The following is a 20,850-nucleotide window of genomic DNA, read 5'->3' as shown; positions in this document are numbered from 1 at the left end:
TACTGAAATAGTTGGCACTCGTTAATAAAGAGTGCTAAAATGGATATAAACAAAAACCAGATGTGATCATAATAGAAAGGGGAATCATATGGGTAAAATTATCGGAATTGACCTCGGTACAACTAACAGCGCCTTTGCGTACATGCTGGCAGGCAAGCCAGAAGTTATCGCTAACGCCGAAGGTAACCGTACCACGCCATCAGTGGTGGCAATTAATAAAAAGGGTGAGCGCTTGGTTGGACAAGTGGCTCAGCGTCAGCGGGTGACCAATCCAAAGAATACTATTTACGGTGTCAAGCGTTTGATCGGCCGTAAGTTTACTGACAAGGAAGTCCAAAAAGACCTCGATATCATGCCATACCAGATTGTTAAAAAAGGTACCGGTGTAGCAGTAGAGATGGGCGACAAAGAATACACACCAGAAGAAGTTTCAGCTATGATCCTTAGCAAGATCAAGGCTGATGCTGAGGCATTCTTGGGTGAAAAAGTTACTGAAGCGGTCATCACGGTGCCGGCCTACTTTGACGATTCGCAGCGTCAAGCCACCAAAGACGCTGGTAAAATCGCTGGTCTGGAAGTTAAGCGTATCATCAATGAACCAACGGCGGCAGCTTTGGCATATGGTTTGGAAAAAGGTAAAAATGACGAAACCATCGTGGTGTTTGACCTAGGTGGTGGTACTTTCGACGTTTCCATCCTGGAACTCGGCGACGGCGTGTTTGAGGTGAAAGCCACTAACGGCGATACGCATCTGGGCGGCGAGGACTTTGACAATATCATCGTTAACTATTTCCTGGATGACTTTAAGTCTAAAGAAGGCATCAACCTACGCAAAGACAATGCGGCTATGCAGCGACTAAAGGACGAGGCGGAAAAGGCCAAGAAGGAACTATCGACAGTCACTGAGTATGAAGTCAATATTCCGTTTATCACCGCTGATGCTGACGGACCAAAGCACTTTGAGTTGAGCCTGACACGGGCTAAACTGGAAGATTTGGTGAAAGATCTGCTAGCGCGCCTTGACGGCCCAGTTGAAAAAGCGCTTAAAGACGCCAAACTCTCTAAATCAGACATCCAAAACGTGGTGATGGTTGGCGGTATGACTCGTATGCCAGCGGTGGTTGAGCGGGTGAAAAAGCTGTTTGGTAAAGACCCAATGCAAGGCGTTAACCCAGACGAAGTGGTAGCCGTTGGTGCAGCCATCCAGGGTGGTGTGCTGGCTGGCGATGTTAAAGACGTGCTGCTGCTAGACGTGACGCCGTTGAGCCTTGGTATTGAGACGATGGGCGGAGTCTCGACCAAGCTGATCGAGCGCAACACCACTGTACCGACCAGCAAGAGCGAGGTATTTTCGACGGCAGCGGATAATCAGCCGCAAGTGGAAATTCACGTCTTGCAGGGTGAGCGCGAATTTGCCAATGACAACAAGAGCTTGGGGCGTTTTGTGCTTGACGGTATCGCGCCAGCACCGCGCGGTGTGCCGCAGATTGAAGTAACCTTCAATATCGACGCCAATGGTATCCTCAACGTCACCGCTAAAGACAAAGGCACCGGCAAAGAGCAGTCGATTACCATCCAAAACTCAGGCAACATGAGCAAGGAAGACATTGAAAAGGCGCAAAAAGAAGCCGAAATGCATGCCGACGAAGACAAGAAAAAGCGCGAAACGGTTGACGCCAAAAACCAGCTGGAAAACGCCATCTACCAGGCCAAGAAAATGCCGGATGAGTTTAAGGACAAGATCTCTGACGACGATAAAAAGGCGATTGACGAGGCGGTCAAAGAAGCAGAAAAGCACAAAGATGCTGATGATAAAGATGAGCTAGAAGCAGCCGTGAAAGCGCTCAACGACGCCATCATGCCAATCGGTGCCAAAATGTACCAGCAAGCTGCTGAGGGCAAAAAGGCTGATGAGTCTAAGGACGACAAAAAATCTGACAAGGATGAACCAGTCGAAGGCGAAGTGGTTGACGAGAAGTAATCGTCACCCGTAAATATGTAAAATACTGCAGCAGTTTTTAGCCTGCAGTATTTTCTATGTCAGCTTAATTAGCACTCTTGCGTCGTGAGTGCTAGTTTGTTATCATAGAATATATGAGTAAGCGTGATTATTATGAAGTTTTAGGCGTGTCAAAAAGCGCTTCTGAAGATGAGATAAAAAAAGCCTTTCGTAAGCTAGCGGTAAAATATCATCCTGATAAAGAGGGTGGCGACGAAGCTAAGTTTAAGGAGATAAATGAAGCTTACGAGGTTTTGAAGGATAAACAAAAGCGCCAGCGCTATGATCAATTTGGTCACGCTGGTGTCGGCGGTGCTTCAGGTGGTGGTTTTTCTGGTAACCCGTTTGAAGGCTTTGGTGGATTTGGTGGCCAGAATGTTCATTTTGATTTTGGTGACGGCGGTCTGGGTGATATATTTAGTCAGTTTTTTGGTGGCGCGCCTGGCGCATCGGGTGGTGGTCGTCAGCGTGGGCGTGATATTGAAACTAGCGTAACCCTCAGTTTTGAAGATGCAATATTCGGTACAGAAAAGAAAATCAGTTTGTCGCTAGAGGACGAGTGTGAGCATTGTCATGGTGATGGTGCTGAGCCGGGGTTTGGCGTAAAAACATGCCCAACGTGTAAGGGCGCGGGGCAGCAAACGCGAGTAATGAACTCGCTATTTGGTCAAATTCAGCAGGCGGTTACTTGCGAAACTTGTCGTGGCAAAGGCAAAGTTCCTGAAAAAGAATGCTCAGTTTGTCGAGGAAAAGGCACGACTCGCCAGAATAAAGATATAACTATTAAAATCCCAGCTGGTATTGACGACGAGGCAACGATTAGATTGCGTGATCGTGGTGAGGCTATATCTGGCGGAAGTCGAGGCGATTTGTATGTTCATATTCGCGTTAAAGCGCATAAAAAATTCACTCGTGAGGGTAATATTATTCTTAGCGAAGAGCATATTTCCATGGTTGATGCGGCATTGGGGACGGAAATTGACGTGGAGACTGTGGACGGCGTTATTACTATGAAAATCCCAGCTGGCACACAAAGCGGTACTGATTTTAAGCTGTCTGGGCATGGCGTACCAAATTTGCGTAGTGAGTCACGCGGTCCGCACATTGTGGGTATTATTGTCGACACTCCAACTAAATTGACAAAAAAGCAGAAGGAGCTTTTGGAGCAGTTTAGAGGTGCAAAGAAGCGCGGACTATTTTCGTAGAGGTGTCACCTCTTGTCATAATGCGCATTTTATGCTATAATAGTGAGAATGATGAATACACCAGAGCTGTCAGCTAATACAAATGAATCAAATCACACACCCATAGAAGATCTTTATGGTCAGCTGATAGATTTGTCTCCAAAAATTGTTACGATGTTTACGCCGTCAAACCGTGGCGAAGAAGAGAGGTTCTTGTCTGGAGAGACTAGAAACCCTCAGTTTGTTTACGGTAAGCTGAATGCCGCTGATTTTGACGAAGCTATAGAAAAGATATGAGAACTTGGCGATAAGATACTGAATCATCCTGACCTGACATCGATTGGCAAGAAGGTTTATGAGGGATTTGTTGAAAAATACATCCAGCAAACCGAACTTCTTCGTTATGCTCAAGCTTATCGCGGCGCTAATTCAGAAGAAGATAGACAAAATATTGCCGAGACATATAAAGGTCTAAGTATAGAGATTTATGGTGAGTCAGACGAGGACACTTATCGTTCTCTGCTGGGCGAAAAGTTGAATCGTGTGCGCAATAAAAAACTAATAGGAAAAGCAGATAAGTTGCGCAAAGAATTGTTTGGTATGGTTGATTTTGATCCTGACGTGGATATTCCAGAGAGGTTTTGTCCGTCCAGTGATACGGTGCAGTGGATGCATGGTGTGGCTGAGTCTTTATACGGAGGTGTGCTAAGTCATATTCCTAATGAGCAAGAAGAATTTGATCCGTATGAGTTGTAGAAAATATTTACTGATATTATCGAAGAAGAGTTCAATGGACTTAATGATTCAGAGGGTTATGCTGGAGCAGCGGAGGGTTGGACGGTTTCTGTAGGGAAGGCTACTTCTGTTAATGTAAAATCCTCCGAGAAGAGAATAGTTATTCCCGATAATGGTATGATGCGATCTCGTAAAAAGGTTGAGAATTTGGTAGTTCATGAGATTGGTGTCCATATGTTGAGGTCTATTGCTGTCGGAGAAACGGATATGCTTCCTCTGATATCTGGATTGAGCGACTATTATGACACCGAGGAAGGGCTAGGGGTGGTGATGGAGCAGGCTTTGAGCGGAAAGTTTGCTGAGCGCGGCGTTGATCACTATATAACTGCGGGATTGGCGCATTATGATGAAAAAGATTTTCGTTAAGCATTTGAGATTAAGTGGCGGCTATCTCTGCTCGGTTCTATAGATGATGGAGGTGAGGTTAGTGACGAACAGATAGCAAAGGCGAAAAAGACTGCCTTTACTCAGACTTTGCGTAGTTTCCGCGGCACGAATGACTTACCGCTATTTAAGGACTTAAGCTACTATAATGGCTCGGTGGAAGTTTGGAAATACCTAGAATCCATAAAGGGCGACGATTTATTACTGTCGTTACTGCTCGCCGGGAAGGTGAATACCTCAGCTGATCATAGGCGTGTAATTCTTGAATCAAGAAGTGTTTAGCGGGGCGATATATTTGATATATATCTTAAAATGTGCCATAATATTTGCACATGAAAGAAAAAACTGTTATTGGCTCAACTGAGTTTGTGGATTTTGGCAAACGAGCGCAAAGAGTCCCAGCTAAGATTGACACGGGGGCCGATTCAAGCGTGGTATGGGCAAGTAATATCCGCGTTGATAAAGACGGAGTGCTAAAGTTTTCATTATTTGGCGAAGGTTCGCCCTATTATAACGGTAAAATATTTAAGAGAACTGATTATTCCGTGGCTAGTGTGCGGTCTGCTATGGGTCATGAACAAATTCGTTATCGTACGCATTTTTGGGTAAAAATTGGCGGTCGTAAAATTAAAATGCTGATGAATCTGTCTGATCGGTCGAAGAATGAATTTCCGGTGTTAATTGGGAGACGGTCGATTTCTGGAAAATTCCTAGTGGATGTCTCAAGAAAAAATGTTCGCAGAAAAAAACCGTCCGTAACTGCTAGTCTTAATGAAGAAGTGAAATTGAATCCATACGAATTTTATAAAAAATATCATCAGAAAGGTGAAGGAAAATAATGCGAATTGCAATCTTATCCAACGGCAATATTAATTATTCGACACTTCGCCTGAAAGAGGAGGCTGAAAAGCGTGGTCATCAAGTTAAAGTTGTTAAGTATAAAAACTGTTATGTTTCGATTGATGAAAAGCACCCGACGGTTATTTATAAAGGCAAAGAAATTGGTGAGTTTGATGTGGTAATTCCGCGAATTGCTAGTCACATGACAAAATATGGTACGGCAGTTTTGCGACAATTAGAGATGATGTATCCAAAGGCGTTTTTTATGAATCGGTCGATTGCAATCACAAGGGCGCGCGACAAATTACGCTCAACGCAGCTATTGGTTAAAGCGGGTGTGTCAATTCCAAAGACGGTTTTCTCGCGGAATGCGACGGATATAGATTCGCTTATTGAAGAGATTGGTGGTATGCCGGCAATTATCAAATTGGCGCGAGGCACTCATGGCAACGGTGTCGTCTTAGCTGAGACGAAGAAGGCTGCCAAGTCGGTTCTTCAGGCATTTTATTTGACAAACTCTGACGGCACTAACGTATTGCTGCAGGAGTTTATTAAAGAGTCGGCTGGAACTGATATTCGTGCTTTTGTGGTTGGCAGTCAAGTGGTAGCGAGTATGAAACGACAGAGTCTGGATGATGATTTTCGTAGCAATCTTCACAAGGGTGGCGAGGGGAATAGTGTAAAGTTGACTGACGCCGAACGGAAGATGTGTATTAAAGCGGCTAAGGCGATGGGTCTAATGGTTGCTGGTGTCGACTTTATGCGATCAAGTCGTGGTGCCTTGGTGCTGGAAGTGAATGCTAGCCCAGGGTTTGGTATCGAGAAGATAACGCGGCGTAATGTTTCCGGTAAAATAATCGACTATATTGAGCGCAACGCTAAGCGCGGCAACAAAAAAGATAAAATCGGCGCTTAAGCATAAACTTGTTATAATAAGTTTATGGACGAATCTCGTCATCCAACAGCAATCCAGACTGCTATCAAATGGTTTTTTATTTGTGGCATGCTGGCGATTATTGGTGGCGCGGTTTTTTTGTGTATTTCAATCAGTATCGCCAAAAACAGAGATTGTTTATTTAAATAAGACGATGCTTCGTGCGGAGATTGCTGACAATGAAGATTCGCGTCGAAAGGGTTTGGCTGATAGGCTAGGAATAGAGGATAATTATGCGATGCTGTTTGTATTTGATAGTATTGACCGCCATCAAATGTGGATGAAAGATATGAAATTTGCGGTAGATATCATTTGGATTAATGAGAAAAAACGTATTGTCCATGTGCAGCATAATGTTAAGCCGGATGCTGAGCCGTATGAAAAATATAAACCGCCAGTCCCTGCAAAATACGTTTTAGAGGTAAAGGCTGGTGTTGCTAAGAGAGCAAGCGCGACAGTAGACTCGGTAGTAAAATTTGATTTGGAGGATAATAAATGAGCGTAATAATTTTATTCGGGGCAATTTTAGCGATAGTTTTTACGATTGCGTTTGTATCGTCTCGTCGATTCGGTCCGTTGGCTTTATCACTAGCGGCAGGATTTTTGTTATCGGAGTGGTGGGCAAGCTGGCTGACTGGGTTGCTGGACGGATTAAAGTTGGCGGTTAGTTGGCTGCCAAATGGTGTGATTGCGGCATTAATTTTGACGTTGATTCCGCTATTTGCACTCCTACTGGGCGGACCGAGATATCAACGTAAACACGAAAAGATTATTTCTGCGGTGGCAATTGCTTTTTTAACCGCCTCGCTGCTTGTTATGCCGCTGGGGAAATATGTATCGCTGGACGGGCAGGCCCTAGGTTTGTATAAAATATTTGCTAGTAACTGGCGTTATGTTGCTACGCTGGGGTTAGTATGTGGCGTAATTGACTTATTCATGTTGCATACTGGTGGACATAAGCCTGGCAAGCATTGACCTTTTAGATGATTCGTGATAGGATGAAAAAAGCGGATATTCCGATGGGTCCATAGCTCAGTTGGTTAGAGCACCTGCCTTTTAAGCAGGGTGTCCCGGGTTCAAGCCCCGGTGGACCCTCCAATTTTGAAATCGACTCCTTTTGGAGTCTTTTTTCTTATCTATATTCTGGCTATACTTTAAATATGAATAGTCGCCTATTTGAGAAAATCCATATCTCTTGGTTGGTGGCGGCGTGGTGTTTGGGGTTGACGGTTGGCGTAATTGCGGTTCATTATTTGCCGCGGTCGGTGATGCTTGAGGCGTGGGCTTTGATGGTTGGGCTGGGGTTGATAGCTGTGGTGATGGTCTGGCGGTGGCGGGCGTTGATGATTGTGGCACTTATCGCTGGCGGATTGGTGGGATTATGGCGCGGTGAGTTGGGTCGAGCGGGTTTGGAGGTATACGATTCGCTGATTGGTAAAAGTGCGGTTATTCAAGGCCGTGTTTTGGAAGATCCTGACATCGACAAGAAAGGGCAAACGGTGTTGCGGTTGAGTGATTTACGGATCAATGGCGAGAGATTGGCAGGACAACTGTGGGTGATGACGGCTGAAAAGCGTTCCATTAAACGCAGTGACATCGTTCAAACTCAAGGCAAATTAACGGCGGGATTTGGCGCTTTTTCGGCGAGTATGTATCGGGCGAAAATTGGCAGCGTTGAGCGTCCAGTTCCTGGCGACGTGGCGGTCGGGGTGCGCGACTGGTTTGCCGAGCGAGTGCGCAAGCATATTCCAGAGTCTGAGTCGGCGCTGGGCTTGGGATTTTTGTTGGGGCTACGGCGAGCCATGCCGACGGAACTGAGCGATAATTTGAAGACTGCTGGTTTGACACACATAGTGGTGGCTAGCGGTTATAATTTGACGATTTTAGTACGCCTGGCGCGGCGGCTGTTTGCCAAGCGGTCAAAATATCTGGCGATGCTCAGTGCGGCAACGATGATTATTGGTTTCATGGCGGTGACGGGTTTGAGCCCGAGCATGTCGCGAGCTGGACTGGTGGCGGGACTCAGTTTGGCGGCCTGGTATTATGGGCGGACAATTCATCCGCTGGTGCTGCTGCCAGTCTCAGCGGCGATTACATTACTGGTCAATCCGCAGTTTGGCTGGGGCGATTTGGGCTGGCAATTGAGCTTTGCGTCGTTTACGGGCGTGATCATTCTGGCACCGCTGCTGCACAAGTATTTCTTTGGCGACAAAGACCCTGGCACGTTTCGACAAATTCTGATCGAGACGCTGTCGGCGCAGCTTGCGACACTGCCACTGTTGATGATGAGCTTCGGCGTGGTTAGTAATGTAGCGCTGATCGCTAATATGCTGATCTTGCCGTTTGTGCCGCTGGCGATACTATTGACTTTTGCGTCGGGCGTGCTGGCGGTAGTGTCGATGATTGGCGCGGCTATTGCCCTGCCGACGACCTGGCTGCTGAGCTATATGATTCAGGCGGCTAATTGGCTGGCGGGGCTGGAGTGGGCGCAGGTGGAAGTGAATATTACTTGGTGGCAGTGCGGTTTGATGTATGCGGCGATGATTGGTGCTATGTGGTGGATGAAGAAGCAGACGAAATTGAATCTCATTCAGGTGAATATCGTGAAGTAGTGTATAATAGTAACAGATTGAAATAGCAAATAAACGGTAGGAGATAGTATGTCAGGACATAGTAAATGGGCAACGACGCACCGCCAGAAAGCGATTGTTGATGCGAAGCGCGGTGCGATTTTCACTAAGTTGGGTAATCAAATTGCAATCGCGGCACGTGGCGGCACAGACCCATCCTTAAACTCAAGTTTGGCAATGGCGATCGAAAAGGCCAAGGCGGCCAACATGCCGAGCGCTAACATTCAGCGAGCAATCGATCGCGTGGCTGACAAAAGCGCAGCGGCGCTGGAAGAAATTACCTATGAAGGCTACGGCCCGGGTAGCGTCGGCATCATCATCGAAACGGCGACCGACAATCGTAATCGCACATTGCCAGAAGTGAAAACCGCGCTGGTCAAAAACGGCGGACGTATCGCTGACGCGGGCAGTGTGGCTTTTCAATTCACACGTAAAGGCGTAATTACAGTCAAAGGTTCAGGCGAGGAATTGTTGTTACAGATTCTTGATGCTGGGGCGGAAGATGCAGCCGAGGAAGATGGTGAAATGATAGTCTATACTGACCAGAAAGATTTGGCGGCGGTCCGAACTGCTTTGGCGGAGCAAGGGCTAGTGATTAAAGATGCCGAACTGCAATATGTGCCAAATTCAGTTATCGAGGTGGCCGATGCCGAAACCGCACAGAAGTTGTTGAAAGTGCTGGATGCTCTGGACGATTTAGACGATGTAGTCAACGTCTACACCAATGCCGATATTACTGCCGATGTGTAGTTTGCCGAGAGGGTTGGATCTCCGTCTTTTCATAAAGTGGTTTTATATGTTACGCTATAATTGAAAACCATAAGCAAGGAGACGACATGAAATATTTGCGTACTGGACTACTTATGACTCTGGTTGTGTCTTTAGTATTGCCTGTGTCTACGGTGAGTGCCAATTCGTCTCTTGATGCTAATACCTCTTTGGATGACTCTTCATCTGCCAGCTCTCCTGTAAAGTCTTCTTTACCTGCGGCTTCTAGTGGGTCGACTACACTGTCAAGTGAGCCATCTGCGGGCGATAATAAGCCTACGAAACCCTTTGTTGGCGATCAGCAGACGGGCATTGCTTCTACTCCTAAAATTGAGACAGCCAAGCCTCAGGCGGAATCTCAGCCTGCCACGTCTCCTGATACCCAATCATCGACGACAAAGTCAGAACAGTCGACGGCTGTATCACCTCCGGTTGCTTCGCCCATTACTCCAGTTTCAACAACTCCAGATATAGCCATCACGGCTTTTTTGGGAGGTGTGCGACTTGAATTGATTGAGCTATATAATCAGTCGGATCGTGCTTTATTTCTTGGCAAATTGGCGATTCGTTTAACCGACAACAGCGGCGATACTCAGCAAATCCAGTACGCCGACACCGATGGTTATATTCTGCCAGGTCGCTACGTAAGTTACGCTGCTGAAAATAATGGCTTCCGTCGATTACCGCAGCTACCCCGGGATTTTCAGCGTGATATCGTTAAAGTTGAATTGATTTATGACGGAATTGTTATCCAGACGGTTAATAATATTCCAGAAAATCAAGCTGCCACTATCGCCGTCCATAAGCAGCGTTCAAAAAAAGTAAAACAAACGGGTAGTTTTGAAAAAGATTTTCAGTTGAAACCAGCTGCTGCTGTACAATTTTATGATGACGGACATTATCTTCCTCCGGCCGATACCGCTGGCCTGGTGATTACGGAGGTGCTGACGAATCCGCGGCAATGTCTTATTGACGAGGAGCAGTTGAACGACTGTGCTGATTTTATCGAGGTTATGAATCAGGGGACTGAGCCGATTGATTTGGGCAAATATCGACTGCGGTTTGGGTTATATGGCGATACAGCCAGTGTCGCCAACACGTTTCATTGGGGTCGCAATCCAGAGCTTAATGAAGAGGTGATCTTGCAGCCTCAAGAAGTGCTGGTCGTGAAAAAGCGTGATGACGGCAAGGCTTTGAGTCTGGTGGCGGACGATCGGTCGGTTTGGCTTGAGGATATTCAGGGATTAGTGAGATATCAAACGGTGGCGGTGAAGGGGGCGGACCGAGAGGCTCGTCGCGGCTCTTCGTGGGCATTGTTCCATGATGGCTGGGGTTGGGCGATACCAACACCTGGAAAATGGGCAAATGTGCGTGCCATTGAGACTGCTCAGTCGCCACGATCACAGAGTCCGCCGCGTGAAGATTTGGCTCCATGTCAAGCTGGTTATTATCGTCATCCAGAAACAAAGCGGTGTCGGAAGATTAAGGTTGCTAAAACACCAGCCCCGTGCAAAGAAGGTTATTATCGCAGCGAGCAGACTGGGCGTTGTCGGTCAATTGTGGCCCTGGCCGCCAAAACCTTGAAGCCTTGCCAAGATGGCTATTTTCGCAATCCAGAAACTGGACGCTGTAAGAAAATTGCGGCAGATAGTGACGTACTGAAGGAGTGCGCTGAAGGCTATGAGCGTAATCCAGCGACCAATCGTTGTCGAAAAATAAAAACCATAACGCCGCCAGCTGCTGATTTTGCACCAGAAGGTGTCAAGCAGGTCGCTGGGGCAACCTGGGGCTGGTGGGTATTTGGTGGCGTTAGTTTATTGGCGGTAGGTTACGGTGCGTGGCAGTGGCGCTGGGAGCTGTCGCAATTGATACGACGATTACGGCAATGAGTTAGTGACTGAGTGGTCAAATCATTGCTATAATGTAACCATGAGAATTATTGGTATTGATCCAGGAACAGGGATTTTGGGCTTTGGCGTGATTGATTTTTCGGGCGGTAAGTTTAAGTTGGTTACGGCGGGGGTCGTCAGAACGCCAGCTCATACGCCGATTGATGAGCGGCTGGAGGAAATTTTTGACAGCTTGACGGAAATTATTACTGAGGCTAAACCTGACGTCATGTCGATTGAAAAATTGTTTTTTGCCCGTAATGTGACGACGGCGATTTCTGTTGCAGAAGCGCGTGGTGTAGCGATGTTGACGGGCCGAAAAGCGGGGTTGCCGATCGCCGAATATACGCCGCTGCAAATCAAACAAACGTTGACGGGCTATGGTAAGGCTGATAAAAAACAAGTTCAGGAAATGGTGCGCTTAAACTTGGGACTAAAGGATGTGCCAAAACCGGACGACTGTGCTGATGCGCTGGCGGCGGCAATTACCCACGCAGCGATGAATCGGGTATAATTGAATTATGATTGCACATGTTTTTGGAAAAGTTGCCGAGAAGTTTAACGGGTCGTTGGTGATTGACGTTCACGGCGTTGGCTATGAAGTTAGCGTGGCGGCTGGTGATTTTGATGCGGTGATGTTGGATCAGGATGTGAAGTTTTATACCTATCATCACGTGCGCGAGCAGGCAGAAGAGCTATTCGGTTTTTCAAGTCTGGCAGCAAAGAAACTATTTGAAATGCTCATCACCGTTCAGGGAGTCGGCCCAAAGGCAGCATTGGCTATCCTCAGTCTGAGCGACGCGGAGCACGTACGCAACGCCATCGCTAACGCCGACAGTGCGTTTGTACAACAAGCTGCTGGTGTCGGCAAAAAAACTGCTGAGCGGGTGGTGGTTGATTTGAGTGATAAAGTTGGCTTGCCGACGCAGTATGGTCGAGCGGATACGCCAGTCCAAACTGAATTAAACACCTCTGACGAGGCACTGGAAGCGTTAATGGCGTTAGGCTATACCTTAGCTGATGCTACTAAGGCGCTGGAAAATGTTGATGTCAATCTGCCGACAGCACAGCGGGTGACTGAGGCGTTGAAGAAATAAAGTTATTTAGGAATCGAAATTATTAGCTTGCCCCGGTTCGTTTTCTGCTGCTAGTCTTTGCCTTGCTTCTTTTATGAGATCTTCTACATCGTCAAGCGTTAGCCTGCTACTGTCGTGGAAACTTTGAACGCTACCGCGTAATTGCTGGCCCTGCAGATAAGTAATTCCACATAGACCAGGGAGATTAGAGTATAGACAGACATCTGCGTTACCTATAAGCTCTCTAGCTAACTCTTCGTTGGAAATTCCCTCTTCTGATGCTTTTTTGCTGCACCCTAAGAATGGATATCTTGTCGTTAAGTCAATAATATATCTTGCAATTTCTATTGATTTAGGATCGTATTCTTTCGTCTGTTCAAAATTGCCATATCCTTGCTCTGTTAGAGTGTCGCTAATTTTTCGTACATCAATTGCGATTCTTTGCGACTCAATTCCCTCAGATTCGTCGGAAGGTTCTAACTTTAACGCCTTCAAAAGATGCGGCACTGCTTCTGACATTAGCCTAATTCCCTTTGGAACTTGGTCGTATATCTCTCCTATGTCTTTTTTGACTTCTGACGTCGAATTTGGCATTGAAAACTCCTATTGTAACTGTAGACACTCCTATTGTACTACAAATGGTATAATTAGTGTATGGCAATTGAGAGAATAGTCGATACCAGCTCACACAGTGATGATACCGATGAGCAGCGGATTGAAGTTAGTTTGCGGCCGCAGAGTTTTAATGAATATGTTGGTCAGGAGCGGTTGAAGCGGAATTTACGCTTGGCTATTGACGCGGCTAAGAAGCGTGGCGAGCCACTAGATCATGTGCTGCTATACGGTCCACCAGGACTGGGCAAGACGACCATGGCGACAGTGATCGCCAATGAGATGGGGACGAATTTGCGCATCACCAGTGGCCCAGCCATTGAAAAAGCTGGTGATTTGGCGTCAATTTTGACGAATTTGGCGGACGGCGACATTTTGTTCATTGATGAAATTCATCGGCTCGGTCGGGCGGTGGAAGAGATTTTATATTCGGCGATGGAAGATTTCAAGCTAGACATCGTCATCGGCAAAGGCCCGGCAGCCCGGTCGATTCGGCTGGATTTACCGAGGTTTACGGTCATCGGTGCGACGACGCGGACGGGTAGTTTGGCGGCGCCGCTGCGCGATCGATTTGGGCATATTTACCGCTTGGAGTTTTATGAGCCAGAGGATATCGCTAAAATTGTGACGCGTAGTGCGGCCATCTTGGAGTCGTCTATTCGGAATGAAGCAGCGAACCTGTTATCAACGCGGGCTCGCTTGACGCCGCGCATCGCTAACCGCCTACTCAAACGTGTGCGCGACTATGCCGACGTCAACGGTGATGGCATAATTGATGTAAAAACAACAACGAGTGCTTTGGAAATGCTAGAAGTGGACGAGCTGGGCTTGGATCCAGCTGATCGCAATTTACTGCAATCAATTCTGGAAAATTATGGTGATAATCCCGTGGGGCTAACGACCATTGCCGCCCTGACTGGCGATGAAGCGACGACGATTGAGGATTTTTACGAGCCGTATTTGCTGCAAATTGGCTTTATTGAGCGTACGCCACGTGGTCGGCGAGTTACCGTTAAAGCAAAGCGACATCTGAAAAAATAGGTAAATTATTAAATGGGTTAAGTCGAATATACCGAAGAGGATATGGTATAATATTGTCATGAATCCGCAAACGCCATCGGAAGATTTGACTCAGCCAGTAGCTTATGATGCTGACGGCCGTCCGCTTTATCATCACCCGCCTCAGACTGGCAGGCCAGCTCCGGTGGTGGCGCAAACAAACTCTCATGTAACGATGCGTCCAGAAATTATTGATGGGGAGAATTTTGATCCACGATTGCGCAGTCAATACGCCAATGAACCGCAAGTTGTACATGTAGCGCGCGAGATTGACCCAAAACCTTTTACTATTAGCGATGAGCTAAAAAGGAAGCATGAAAAGTCAGTCCAGCAATACCCAAACTTAAATTTGAGTGAAGGTGAGTATGTGATTTTGGATATTAAGCGTCATCCAATTGGCATGTTGATTCCAGCGATAGTTTCAATTTTTTTGGTAGTGATAATTATGACATTCGTGATGTTTTATCCGTCAATCACTCGCGATTCAATTCTGCCAATCATGCCTTCTGTTACTGACATTTTTGGTGTAGCGATGCTGCTTATTGGTCTTGTAGTGCTTGGTGGCGCGGTGGCTCTATGGATATATCTACAGAATCAATTCTTCATGACTAATGAAAGTGTCATTCAGGAAATCCAAGAAAGCCTGTTTTCTCGACGTGAGCAGACGGTGAGCCTGGGTAGTATTGAGGACGCTAGTTTCCGACAGTCGGGGATTATTCAGACGATATTTAATTACGGCACTATTCGTCTTAGCACCGAGGGTGAAGAAACGACTTATAGGTTTCATTTCGTAGCAAATCCGCGTGAGCAGATTGCAATTATCAACAACGCTATTGAGGACTTCAAGAACGGTCGTCCTGTTGACGATTAATTATTTGTGGCGACTTTCTTTTATGTAGTCATCTTCATCGACAAGGGTTGCGACCAGTTTATAGGACTTGCATTTTCCTCCATTGCAGTTTGAGGATTCGTAGCGATAGCTACTGTCTTTTTCACCAATTTTCTTACCATTTGGGTCTTTTAGTAACTCAGGTTCCATAGTCGACAATGTCGAGTCTTCTAATTTCTCCGGGTAATAGCCGTTTTTAGTGTAAAAACCTTCCTCTAAACTGTAATACATGGCGTTTAGGGCGGTGCGTTTTTTAGTGTTGTTTGACTCATTGGTCAATTTGGTATATTGCGAAAAACCTAATATTGCAATAATGATCAAAAAAGTTGCTACAACCAGAAGTTCAATAATTGTGAAACCGTTTCGCTTATTCATGAATGTAATTATAGCAAATATTGTGACAAATCGGTATAATAAAGGTAGTAACTAAGGAGGGAATGCTATGGCAAAATCAGACAGTAAAACGGTAAATTCAGAGAAGCCAAGTCAAGCATCAGGTAAAAAAGTTGATGACGGGAAATTGAAAGCGTTGGGTCTGGCGATGGATCAGATCACTAAACAGTTTGGCGACGGATCAATTATGAAGCTTGGCGAGGCTCATAAGGTTGATGTTGAGGTAATTCCTTCAGGCGCTTTGAGTTTGGATCTGGCACTTGGTGGTGGATATCCAAAGGGGCGAATTATTGAGATTTATGGTCCGGAAAGTTCGGGCAAGACGACATTGACTCTACATGCTATTGCTGAGATTCAAAAGCAGGGCGGCACGGCGGCGTTTATTGACGCTGAGCATGCGCTTGACCCGAGCTATGCCAAGCGTTTGGGTGTGGATACGGAAAATCTGCTGGTATCACAGCCAGACAATGGTGAGCAGGCATTGGAAATTGCAGAAACGCTAGTTCGATCAAATGCGGTTGACTTGGTTGTTGTTGACTCGGTGGCGGCCTTGACGCCACAGGCAGAAATTGACGGCGATATGGGCGATTCTCACATGGGGCTGCAGGCGCGATTAATGAGCCAGGCGTTGCGTAAATTGACGGGAATTATTAACAAATCGAAAGCGACAGTGATTTTCATCAACCAGATCCGCATGAAGATTGGTGTGATGTTTGGTAATCCTGAAACGACCACTGGTGGCAACGCTTTGAAGTTTTACGCTTCGCAGCGAATTGATATTCGCCGTATCGGACAAATTAAAGTTGGTGATGATATTATCGGTAACCGTACTAAAATTAAAGTAGTGAAGAACAAGATTGCGCCTCCATTCCGTATCGCTGAGTTTGACATTATGTATAATGAGGGTATTTCTAAGACTGGCGACATTCTGGACTTGGCGGCTACGCACGGCATTGTTGAAAAGTCTGGCGCCTTCTATAAATATAACGGCGAAACTATTGGTCAGGGGCGTGATAAGTCTAAAGCTTACCTAAAAGAAAATCCTGAAGTTCTGGCAGAAATCGATCAGAAAGTGCGTGATAAAGTGAAAGAAGCGGAAAGTTAATGCGAGCAGTAGAGTCCAGATATTCAGCCGAAAAGCATATGGCGTCAGTTAATCTTATTTTTGATGACGAGCAGACTGCTTACCTTCGAGAACTGTCGGAAAAAATGAATCTTGATTTCGGTGAGTTTATTCCGCACGCAACGCTGATCAATGTAACTGAGCAGGATATACCACGTCTCAAGTTAGCTGCCGCCGCGCTGCCGTCCCTAGACAAACTGGTGCTTGACGATGTTAACTTCTTGCCGGATGAAGCTGGTAACTGTGTTTGGGTTGAGGTGCGTGTACAGAAAACCTCCTGGATGGTTGAAGTGCGTCGGAAGTTGCTTGAAATATTGGACGACATTCATCCAGGGCTGGATATCGATGGATTTCGTCCACACATTACGATTGGGTGCGTCGAGGCTGGTACACTTGGCGATGTCGATATGAGTGCCATTCCGCGGCAATTGCCAGTTATCACTGAGCCGCGTGCTGCCGCTTGTTACAACGGCATGCATGGCAAAGTGGTTGAGGTGGTCGAATAGTCCACCAGTAGCTAGCGTATAGTTTTAGCGCTATAATAGTTTTATGAAAATCACCGATATTTCTCTTCAGGCTCGTGATAAAAATCGTGTCAATGTAAGCATTGACGGTAAATATCGTTTTAGCTTGGACGTATTTCAGGTCGGCGAGCTAGGCATTAAGATTGGTCGCGAATATACGGAAGAGGAAATTTCGAAGCTAGAAGACGATAGCCAGTTTGGCAAGTTGTATGCTAGGTCTATAGAATACTGCTTAATGCGTCCGCGAGCCATCAAAGAAGTGCGCGATTACCTGCGTCGGAAAACGCTAGCCACTCGTCGACGTTCAGTGAAAACTGGAAAAATTATTGAGCGTCCTGGAATAAAGCTGGAGATTACCGAGCGCGTCTTGGACCGTCTTATTGAGAAAAAATATTTGGACGATGAAAAATTTGCTCGATTTTGGTTTGAGCAGCGATTTATAAAAAAAGGCGCCAGTATTCGTCGTTTGAAATTGGAACTGGCGCAAAAGGGAATTGATAATACGACAATTGAGTCGTTAGTTAAAGAGAATATTCGCTCTGATGATGAGGAATTGCAGAAGATTATTGCTAAAAAACGTTATCGATATAGCGACCAGCAGAAGTTAATGCAATATTTGGCTAGACAGGGTTTTTCTTACGACGACATTAAGAAGGCTCTTGAAAACCCAAAAGATTAATCAACTTTTGTAGATTCTGGTTGCGGACGAGGCTGCTTGCGAAAAGGATTGTCGTAAGAGTTTATGTTTGGAGCGGGTGTTTTTTCAGCTATGTGTGATATTGTTGCTGATTTTACAATAATCCTATCGTCAGTTACTTTAACGATCTGCGAGCGGTGAATAAGCAATTCCGTATCGCCAAAACTTTTTAATAGTGGTCGACGGACCCGCAATTGTTGGATAATAAAATTACCAGCGGCTAAGGTGTAGCCAATGACTTTTCCGATTTTATGGTTTTTCTCGTCGGTAACTAATTTGTCTTTTAGTTTAAAATCTATATCGTAAATTTCTTTTATGGCAATAACATCATCAACGCCAATAATTTCATCGGCTGAGTCAATAATCATGCCTAGTGGTCCAATTTCTCTGATATCATTAACGCGAAGTAGGCTGGGATATTGATCTAAAAGACTACCCTCAAGCTCATAGGCAATTACAGATAAGTTCTTTGGATTGATAATTTCTCGTGAAGTTCGCGCTAATTCCGAGCCAGTCTGTAGGCTCATGACAGGAGTGTTGAGAAAGCGGTCCGCAGAAATAAGCATAATCTTAGTATATATGGTTATATTTTATTCAGCAAATGGATTAGATCGTCCGGCGGGCAAAGTCAGTGGATCATTGCCGGAAGTTGAAGTGCGAAAATCCTTTATTATCTTCATGGTTTTTTTATCAAATGTCGCTGATGAAGCTGGGACTGGCTCACTAGATATTGAAAGGAGACTGCTTAAGAGAAATATAGCAATTGACAGTCCTCCGATGACGGCTATGCTGTAGATCATAACATGGAATCGCCACAGAAACTTTGATAGAGGCTTTATAATTGGTTCAAGCTGTTCTGATATCGATGGTTTCATCTTGTATACACCTTTACTTCAAATTCTTGGACTGATACCTCGCGACTGTCTGGCGCTCTGGAAATCGCAACGCCTGATAGCTGCATACGAGTAACGTTTTTCTCAATCAAATTAAGGAAATGCAGAAAACGTACATAGTCAATTTTTTCACCTAGCTGAATAGATACAAAGGTGCTTTTAATGCCAGCTGGTCCAGTATTTGTTTTCTTTTTTGCGGCTGGAGATTGGGCTGAATTTTTTGAATCGCTCTGGAAAGTAAACGAGCGAATTGGAATGCCTGCACGGTCGGCATAGGTTGATAAATCTTGTACAATTTGATTTTGATATTGGTACATCTTTGACTCAGAAACTATATTTTTAGCTTTTTTAGCAATGTCAGAGTTTTTGTCGAGCTGATCTTTTAGGACAAGCAGATTCTGTATTTTCGAGTCAATAGCTACTGCTTCGTTTTGCATTTTTCCGACATCTTCTGATGCTTTACTGAGGAATGAGTAGGCAAAAGTTACAGCGCCAATCATTGCGGCCAGAATAACAATGAGCAGTAATGTCATAATAATGCGCATGATGCTGGCATTTAATACTTTTTTCATTGCTTTAAAACCTCCGGCTTCGGCGTAACACTAATAGTTATTACGACGGGGTAGTCTGAGGACTTTTCTGCTTTTCCGTCGCTATATACTATGCTTTCTAGGTGGACATCTTTAAAAATTTCTGATTTCTCTAGATTTGTTTTTAACCGAATAGAGTCGTCTTTAGTTTTTCCAAGTGCGATTAATGACATTGGTTTATCTAGGGCGGAAGTGTCCAGGGTTAATGATTCTAAAACTATACCAGACGGAATGTGTTGGGCAATTTTAGGAATAATTGATGAGTAGTGAGCCTCGCTGCCAATAATAGCCTTAGCATCAGCTAGGTCTTTTATAAATCCATCAACGTCTTTTTGAGTTGATTGGTGTTGAGCTAGTTTGGCGTTTCCTTCGTTAATATTGTTTTGGGCTGCTGTTTTACTATTTTCTAGGAATAGATAAAATCCGCCAATTGTTAAGAATAACAAGCCGGCAAATACCAATGATATTATGCAATATCGCCTTAGTATTATATTGACCCGTCCGGCTCTGATCTGCTTTTTTTCTTGAGGAGGCAGAAGATTAATCATAGATATCCTCCTGTCGAATAAGCGCTAGTCCTGCGACGGGCGAAAGCTGGGATCTCAATTGTTTGGCTGGCTGTTCGAGATTACCGAAATTTAATAACTGCCATGGACTGGCTACGCGGGCTGGCATTAATAGTTCATTGGTGAAAAATTCTCCAATTCCTGGCACATTTCCGCCTCCACCAACGATAAGGATTTGCTCAATTTTTCTCTCATCCGGGAATCGGTCAGTGTAGTATCGCATAACGCGTTTAATCTCGTTGGTCATTTTGTGTAGACTTGGCTGCAGAGCTCCGGTAATGCGAGCTTGCCTTGGTCCAGGATTGAGTCCGTTTAGGACTTTGAATTGGTGAGCTGTTTCAATTGGAACATTCATTTTCTTAGCCAGGTTCAGGGTCAGCGTATAGCCACCCACGTTAGACCCTCCAGTCACGCGGATATCAGAGTCTAAGATAGCTATGTCGGTAGCTGATGTACCGATATCAACGATAACTGTTGGTAGCATGCCTTCTTCGGTTTTCTTTAAGAGTCTTGATATTGCATTAACATTTGGCTCGATAGCTGCAACCTCTAGTCCACATCGCTGCGCAGCATCCAACATGTTGTCAATCATCTTTTTTGGAGCGGCACACATTAGCACGCTAAGCTCATCTTTTGAGCGATTGATAATTCTGTAATCTACATAAAGTGAATCAAGTGGAGCTGGAATATACTGTTCAACCTCCAGATTTACCGCACTAATTATATTAGCTTCTTCTTTCATGGGCAGGGTGAATGTCCGCGAAAATGTTCGGCTGGTTGGAATACCAATAGCTACGCGATTACTGTCAATCTGTCCAACAATGTTATTCTTTAATAGCTCTTTTATGTTTTGAGCTAGGTATTCAACGTTATCATTAGAATTGCCATCATTTTGTTGGGAGTCAAGGTTAATTGAGCCATAACCATGAACCAGCATACGAGTTTTGTCAATTGACATAATTTTAATGCTCGTTCTACTGATATCTAAGCCGATTATTGGTTTTT

General features: G+C 45.3%; 28 protein-coding genes and 1 tRNA gene. 23 read left to right on the top strand and 6 right to left on the bottom strand.

The window, feature by feature from the left end; genetic code table 11:
• Positions 1 to 88 precede the first annotated feature (88 nt).
• The 17 genes from dnaK to ruvA all read left to right on the top strand — a co-directional run bounded on the left by dnaK (position 89) and on the right by ruvA (position 12,520).
• Positions 89 to 1,981: a molecular chaperone DnaK gene (dnaK, locus tag TM074_RS03270; RefSeq protein WP_369000271.1), complete on the top strand. Its 1,893-nt coding sequence runs from the start codon at positions 89 to 91 to the stop codon at positions 1,979 to 1,981.
• A 113-nt stretch (positions 1,982 to 2,094) separates the two neighbouring features.
• Entirely contained in the window at positions 2,095 to 3,204 is a 1,110-nt protein-coding gene (gene dnaJ, locus TM074_RS03265; RefSeq protein ID WP_369000270.1) for a molecular chaperone DnaJ, read from the top strand.
• Positions 3,205 to 3,252: 48 nt separating this feature from the next.
• The gene (locus TM074_RS03260; RefSeq protein ID WP_369000269.1) at positions 3,253 to 3,480 is read left to right on the top strand and encodes a hypothetical protein; all 228 of its coding nucleotides are present in this window, start codon (positions 3,253 to 3,255) and stop codon (positions 3,478 to 3,480) included.
• Positions 3,481 to 3,717: 237 nt separating this feature from the next.
• Entirely contained in the window at positions 3,718 to 3,939 is a 222-nt protein-coding gene (locus tag TM074_RS03255; protein WP_369000268.1) for a hypothetical protein, read from the top strand.
• Positions 3,940 to 3,942: 3 nt separating this feature from the next.
• Positions 3,943 to 4,344: a tyrosine/phenylalanine carboxypeptidase domain-containing protein gene (locus TM074_RS03250; protein ID WP_369000693.1), complete on the top strand. Its 402-nt coding sequence runs from the start codon at positions 3,943 to 3,945 to the stop codon at positions 4,342 to 4,344.
• Between the two features lie 108 nt (positions 4,345 to 4,452).
• Positions 4,453 to 4,644, top strand: coding sequence for a hypothetical protein (locus TM074_RS03245; protein ID WP_369000267.1), 192 nt, complete (start codon positions 4,453 to 4,455; stop codon positions 4,642 to 4,644).
• A gap of 50 nt (positions 4,645 to 4,694) precedes the next feature.
• Positions 4,695 to 5,201, top strand: a complete 507-nt coding sequence (locus tag TM074_RS03240; protein WP_369000266.1) for an ATP-dependent zinc protease — start codon at positions 4,695 to 4,697, stop codon at positions 5,199 to 5,201.
• On the top strand, positions 5,201 to 6,118 hold the full coding sequence (locus TM074_RS03235) for a RimK family alpha-L-glutamate ligase (RefSeq protein WP_369000265.1): 918 nt from the start codon (positions 5,201 to 5,203) through the stop codon (positions 6,116 to 6,118). Before TM074_RS03240 ends, TM074_RS03235 begins: the two co-directional genes overlap by 1 nt.
• Positions 6,119 to 6,142: 24 nt before the next feature.
• Positions 6,143 to 6,286, top strand: a complete 144-nt coding sequence (locus TM074_RS03230) for a hypothetical protein (protein ID WP_369000264.1) — start codon at positions 6,143 to 6,145, stop codon at positions 6,284 to 6,286.
• 4 nt (positions 6,287 to 6,290) lie between these two features.
• Positions 6,291 to 6,635: a DUF192 domain-containing protein gene (locus TM074_RS03225; protein ID WP_369000263.1), complete on the top strand. Its 345-nt coding sequence runs from the start codon at positions 6,291 to 6,293 to the stop codon at positions 6,633 to 6,635.
• Complete coding sequence (locus TM074_RS03220) at positions 6,632 to 7,111, top strand: hypothetical protein (RefSeq protein WP_369000262.1); 480 nt, start codon at positions 6,632 to 6,634, stop codon at positions 7,109 to 7,111. The genes TM074_RS03225 and TM074_RS03220 overlap by 4 nt, the downstream gene beginning before the upstream one ends.
• Positions 7,112 to 7,157: 46 nt before the next feature.
• Positions 7,158 to 7,234, top strand: a tRNA-Lys gene (locus TM074_RS03215).
• A 62-nt stretch (positions 7,235 to 7,296) separates the two neighbouring features.
• Positions 7,297 to 8,748: a ComEC/Rec2 family competence protein gene (locus TM074_RS03210; RefSeq protein ID WP_369000261.1), complete on the top strand. Its 1,452-nt coding sequence runs from the start codon at positions 7,297 to 7,299 to the stop codon at positions 8,746 to 8,748.
• A 48-nt stretch (positions 8,749 to 8,796) separates the two neighbouring features.
• Positions 8,797 to 9,516 (top strand): YebC/PmpR family DNA-binding transcriptional regulator, encoded by a 720-nt coding sequence (locus tag TM074_RS03205; protein WP_369000260.1) that lies wholly within the window; start codon positions 8,797 to 8,799, stop codon positions 9,514 to 9,516.
• An 86-nt stretch (positions 9,517 to 9,602) separates the two neighbouring features.
• The gene (locus TM074_RS03200) at positions 9,603 to 11,423 is read left to right on the top strand and encodes a hypothetical protein (RefSeq protein ID WP_369000259.1); all 1,821 of its coding nucleotides are present in this window, start codon (positions 9,603 to 9,605) and stop codon (positions 11,421 to 11,423) included.
• 40 nt (positions 11,424 to 11,463) lie between these two features.
• Positions 11,464 to 11,937, top strand: a complete 474-nt coding sequence (ruvC, locus tag TM074_RS03195) for a crossover junction endodeoxyribonuclease RuvC (RefSeq protein ID WP_369000258.1) — start codon at positions 11,464 to 11,466, stop codon at positions 11,935 to 11,937.
• Positions 11,938 to 11,944: 7 nt separating this feature from the next.
• The gene (gene ruvA, locus TM074_RS03190; RefSeq protein ID WP_369000257.1) at positions 11,945 to 12,520 is read left to right on the top strand and encodes a Holliday junction branch migration protein RuvA; all 576 of its coding nucleotides are present in this window, start codon (positions 11,945 to 11,947) and stop codon (positions 12,518 to 12,520) included.
• Between the two features lie 6 nt (positions 12,521 to 12,526).
• Here ruvA and TM074_RS03185 read toward each other — a convergent pair whose 3' ends face one another.
• Entirely contained in the window at positions 12,527 to 13,093 is a 567-nt protein-coding gene (locus TM074_RS03185; protein WP_369000256.1) for a hypothetical protein, read from the bottom strand.
• 60 nt (positions 13,094 to 13,153) lie between these two features.
• On the opposite strand from TM074_RS03185, the gene ruvB reads away from it, so the two are divergent.
• On the top strand, positions 13,154 to 14,152 hold the full coding sequence (gene ruvB, locus TM074_RS03180; protein WP_369000255.1) for a Holliday junction branch migration DNA helicase RuvB: 999 nt from the start codon (positions 13,154 to 13,156) through the stop codon (positions 14,150 to 14,152).
• Positions 14,153 to 14,210: 58 nt separating this feature from the next.
• Positions 14,211 to 15,041, top strand: a complete 831-nt coding sequence (locus TM074_RS03175; RefSeq protein ID WP_369000254.1) for a PH domain-containing protein — start codon at positions 14,211 to 14,213, stop codon at positions 15,039 to 15,041.
• Here the strand turns inward: TM074_RS03175 and TM074_RS03170 are convergent, their stop codons facing one another.
• Positions 15,042 to 15,434 carry a type II secretion system protein gene (locus TM074_RS03170; RefSeq protein ID WP_369000253.1) on the bottom strand — a complete coding sequence of 131 codons (393 nt, stop codon included), beginning with the start codon at positions 15,432 to 15,434 and terminating at the stop codon, positions 15,042 to 15,044.
• A gap of 67 nt (positions 15,435 to 15,501) precedes the next feature.
• Between TM074_RS03170 and recA the strand changes: the two genes are divergently transcribed.
• Genes recA through TM074_RS03155 form a run of 3 tightly spaced genes read left to right on the top strand, consistent with a single transcriptional unit; the run spans position 15,502 to position 17,778 of the window.
• Complete coding sequence (recA, locus tag TM074_RS03165; RefSeq protein ID WP_369000252.1) at positions 15,502 to 16,557, top strand: recombinase RecA; 1,056 nt, start codon at positions 15,502 to 15,504, stop codon at positions 16,555 to 16,557.
• On the top strand, positions 16,557 to 17,081 hold the full coding sequence (locus TM074_RS03160) for a 2'-5' RNA ligase family protein (RefSeq protein ID WP_369000251.1): 525 nt from the start codon (positions 16,557 to 16,559) through the stop codon (positions 17,079 to 17,081). Before recA ends, TM074_RS03160 begins: the two co-directional genes overlap by 1 nt.
• A gap of 43 nt (positions 17,082 to 17,124) precedes the next feature.
• Positions 17,125 to 17,778 carry a regulatory protein RecX gene (locus TM074_RS03155; RefSeq protein ID WP_369000250.1) on the top strand — a complete coding sequence of 218 codons (654 nt, stop codon included), beginning with the start codon at positions 17,125 to 17,127 and terminating at the stop codon, positions 17,776 to 17,778.
• On the opposite strand, the gene TM074_RS03150 is transcribed toward TM074_RS03155, so the two are convergent.
• A complete protein-coding gene (locus TM074_RS03150; RefSeq protein ID WP_369000249.1) occupies positions 17,775 to 18,362 on the bottom strand; it encodes a hypothetical protein in 588 nt (195 codons plus the stop codon). The two genes, TM074_RS03155 and TM074_RS03150, sit on opposite strands and share 4 nt — an antisense overlap.
• Positions 18,363 to 18,375: 13 nt before the next feature.
• On the opposite strand from TM074_RS03150, the gene TM074_RS03145 reads away from it, so the two are divergent.
• Positions 18,376 to 18,591, top strand: coding sequence for a hypothetical protein (locus TM074_RS03145; RefSeq protein ID WP_369000248.1), 216 nt, complete (start codon positions 18,376 to 18,378; stop codon positions 18,589 to 18,591).
• A 76-nt stretch (positions 18,592 to 18,667) separates the two neighbouring features.
• On the opposite strand, the gene TM074_RS03140 is transcribed toward TM074_RS03145, so the two are convergent.
• From TM074_RS03140 to pilM, 3 genes are read right to left on the bottom strand one after another with little or no spacing between them, the layout of a single operon-like run.
• The gene (locus TM074_RS03140; RefSeq protein WP_039327746.1) at positions 18,668 to 19,261 is read right to left on the bottom strand and encodes a hypothetical protein; all 594 of its coding nucleotides are present in this window, start codon (positions 19,259 to 19,261) and stop codon (positions 18,668 to 18,670) included.
• Positions 19,258 to 19,827 carry a PilN domain-containing protein gene (locus TM074_RS03135; RefSeq protein WP_369000247.1) on the bottom strand — a complete coding sequence of 190 codons (570 nt, stop codon included), beginning with the start codon at positions 19,825 to 19,827 and terminating at the stop codon, positions 19,258 to 19,260. The genes TM074_RS03140 and TM074_RS03135 overlap by 4 nt, the downstream gene beginning before the upstream one ends.
• Positions 19,820 to 20,803 carry a pilus assembly protein PilM gene (pilM, locus tag TM074_RS03130; protein WP_369000246.1) on the bottom strand — a complete coding sequence of 328 codons (984 nt, stop codon included), beginning with the start codon at positions 20,801 to 20,803 and terminating at the stop codon, positions 19,820 to 19,822. Before pilM ends, TM074_RS03135 begins: the two co-directional genes overlap by 8 nt.
• Positions 20,804 to 20,850: the final 47 nt, after the last annotated feature.

This window comes from Candidatus Nanosynbacter sp. TM7-074 (assembly GCF_041006295.1).
Taxonomy (GTDB): domain Bacteria; phylum Patescibacteriota; class Saccharimonadia; order Saccharimonadales; family Saccharimonadaceae; genus Nanosynbacter.
The sequence above is the reverse complement of the archived record's forward strand: the minus strand, read 5'-3'. Positions and strand labels throughout refer to the sequence as shown.

Excerpts from the sequence above, each read along its gene's own strand:
- TM074_RS03220 (WP_369000262.1), top strand. The coding sequence starts at position 6,632 with ATGAGCGTAATAATTTTATTCGGGGCAATTTTAGCGATAGTTTTTACG.
- dnaJ (WP_369000270.1), top strand. The coding sequence starts at position 2,095 with ATGAGTAAGCGTGATTATTATGAAGTTTTAGGCGTGTCAAAAAGCGCT.
- TM074_RS03140 (WP_039327746.1), bottom strand. The coding sequence starts at position 19,261 with ATGAAAAAAGTATTAAATGCCAGCATCATGCGCATTATTATGACATTA.
- TM074_RS03185 (WP_369000256.1), bottom strand. The coding sequence starts at position 13,093 with ATGCCAAATTCGACGTCAGAAGTCAAAAAAGACATAGGAGAGATATAC.
- TM074_RS03155 (WP_369000250.1), top strand. The coding sequence starts at position 17,125 with ATGAAAATCACCGATATTTCTCTTCAGGCTCGTGATAAAAATCGTGTC.
- pilM (WP_369000246.1), bottom strand. The coding sequence starts at position 20,803 with ATGTCAATTGACAAAACTCGTATGCTGGTTCATGGTTATGGCTCAATT.
- ruvA (WP_369000257.1), top strand. The coding sequence starts at position 11,945 with ATGATTGCACATGTTTTTGGAAAAGTTGCCGAGAAGTTTAACGGGTCG.
- ruvB (WP_369000255.1), top strand. The coding sequence starts at position 13,154 with ATGGCAATTGAGAGAATAGTCGATACCAGCTCACACAGTGATGATACC.
- TM074_RS03175 (WP_369000254.1), top strand. The coding sequence starts at position 14,211 with ATGAATCCGCAAACGCCATCGGAAGATTTGACTCAGCCAGTAGCTTAT.
- TM074_RS03210 (WP_369000261.1), top strand. The coding sequence starts at position 7,297 with ATGAATAGTCGCCTATTTGAGAAAATCCATATCTCTTGGTTGGTGGCG.
- recA (WP_369000252.1), top strand. The coding sequence starts at position 15,502 with ATGGCAAAATCAGACAGTAAAACGGTAAATTCAGAGAAGCCAAGTCAA.
- ruvC (WP_369000258.1), top strand. The coding sequence starts at position 11,464 with ATGAGAATTATTGGTATTGATCCAGGAACAGGGATTTTGGGCTTTGGC.
- TM074_RS03205 (WP_369000260.1), top strand. The coding sequence starts at position 8,797 with ATGTCAGGACATAGTAAATGGGCAACGACGCACCGCCAGAAAGCGATT.
- dnaK (WP_369000271.1), top strand. The coding sequence starts at position 89 with ATGGGTAAAATTATCGGAATTGACCTCGGTACAACTAACAGCGCCTTT.
- TM074_RS03170 (WP_369000253.1), bottom strand. The coding sequence starts at position 15,434 with ATGAATAAGCGAAACGGTTTCACAATTATTGAACTTCTGGTTGTAGCA.
- TM074_RS03240 (WP_369000266.1), top strand. The coding sequence starts at position 4,695 with ATGAAAGAAAAAACTGTTATTGGCTCAACTGAGTTTGTGGATTTTGGC.
- TM074_RS03150 (WP_369000249.1), bottom strand. The coding sequence starts at position 18,362 with ATGCTTATTTCTGCGGACCGCTTTCTCAACACTCCTGTCATGAGCCTA.
- TM074_RS03225 (WP_369000263.1), top strand. The coding sequence starts at position 6,291 with ATGCTTCGTGCGGAGATTGCTGACAATGAAGATTCGCGTCGAAAGGGT.
- TM074_RS03145 (WP_369000248.1), top strand. The coding sequence starts at position 18,376 with ATGGTTATATTTTATTCAGCAAATGGATTAGATCGTCCGGCGGGCAAA.
- TM074_RS03135 (WP_369000247.1), bottom strand. The coding sequence starts at position 19,827 with ATGATTAATCTTCTGCCTCCTCAAGAAAAAAAGCAGATCAGAGCCGGA.
- TM074_RS03230 (WP_369000264.1), top strand. The coding sequence starts at position 6,143 with ATGGACGAATCTCGTCATCCAACAGCAATCCAGACTGCTATCAAATGG.
- TM074_RS03200 (WP_369000259.1), top strand. The coding sequence starts at position 9,603 with ATGAAATATTTGCGTACTGGACTACTTATGACTCTGGTTGTGTCTTTA.
- TM074_RS03235 (WP_369000265.1), top strand. The coding sequence starts at position 5,201 with ATGCGAATTGCAATCTTATCCAACGGCAATATTAATTATTCGACACTT.
- TM074_RS03160 (WP_369000251.1), top strand. The coding sequence starts at position 16,557 with ATGCGAGCAGTAGAGTCCAGATATTCAGCCGAAAAGCATATGGCGTCA.
- TM074_RS03260 (WP_369000269.1), top strand. The coding sequence starts at position 3,253 with ATGATGAATACACCAGAGCTGTCAGCTAATACAAATGAATCAAATCAC.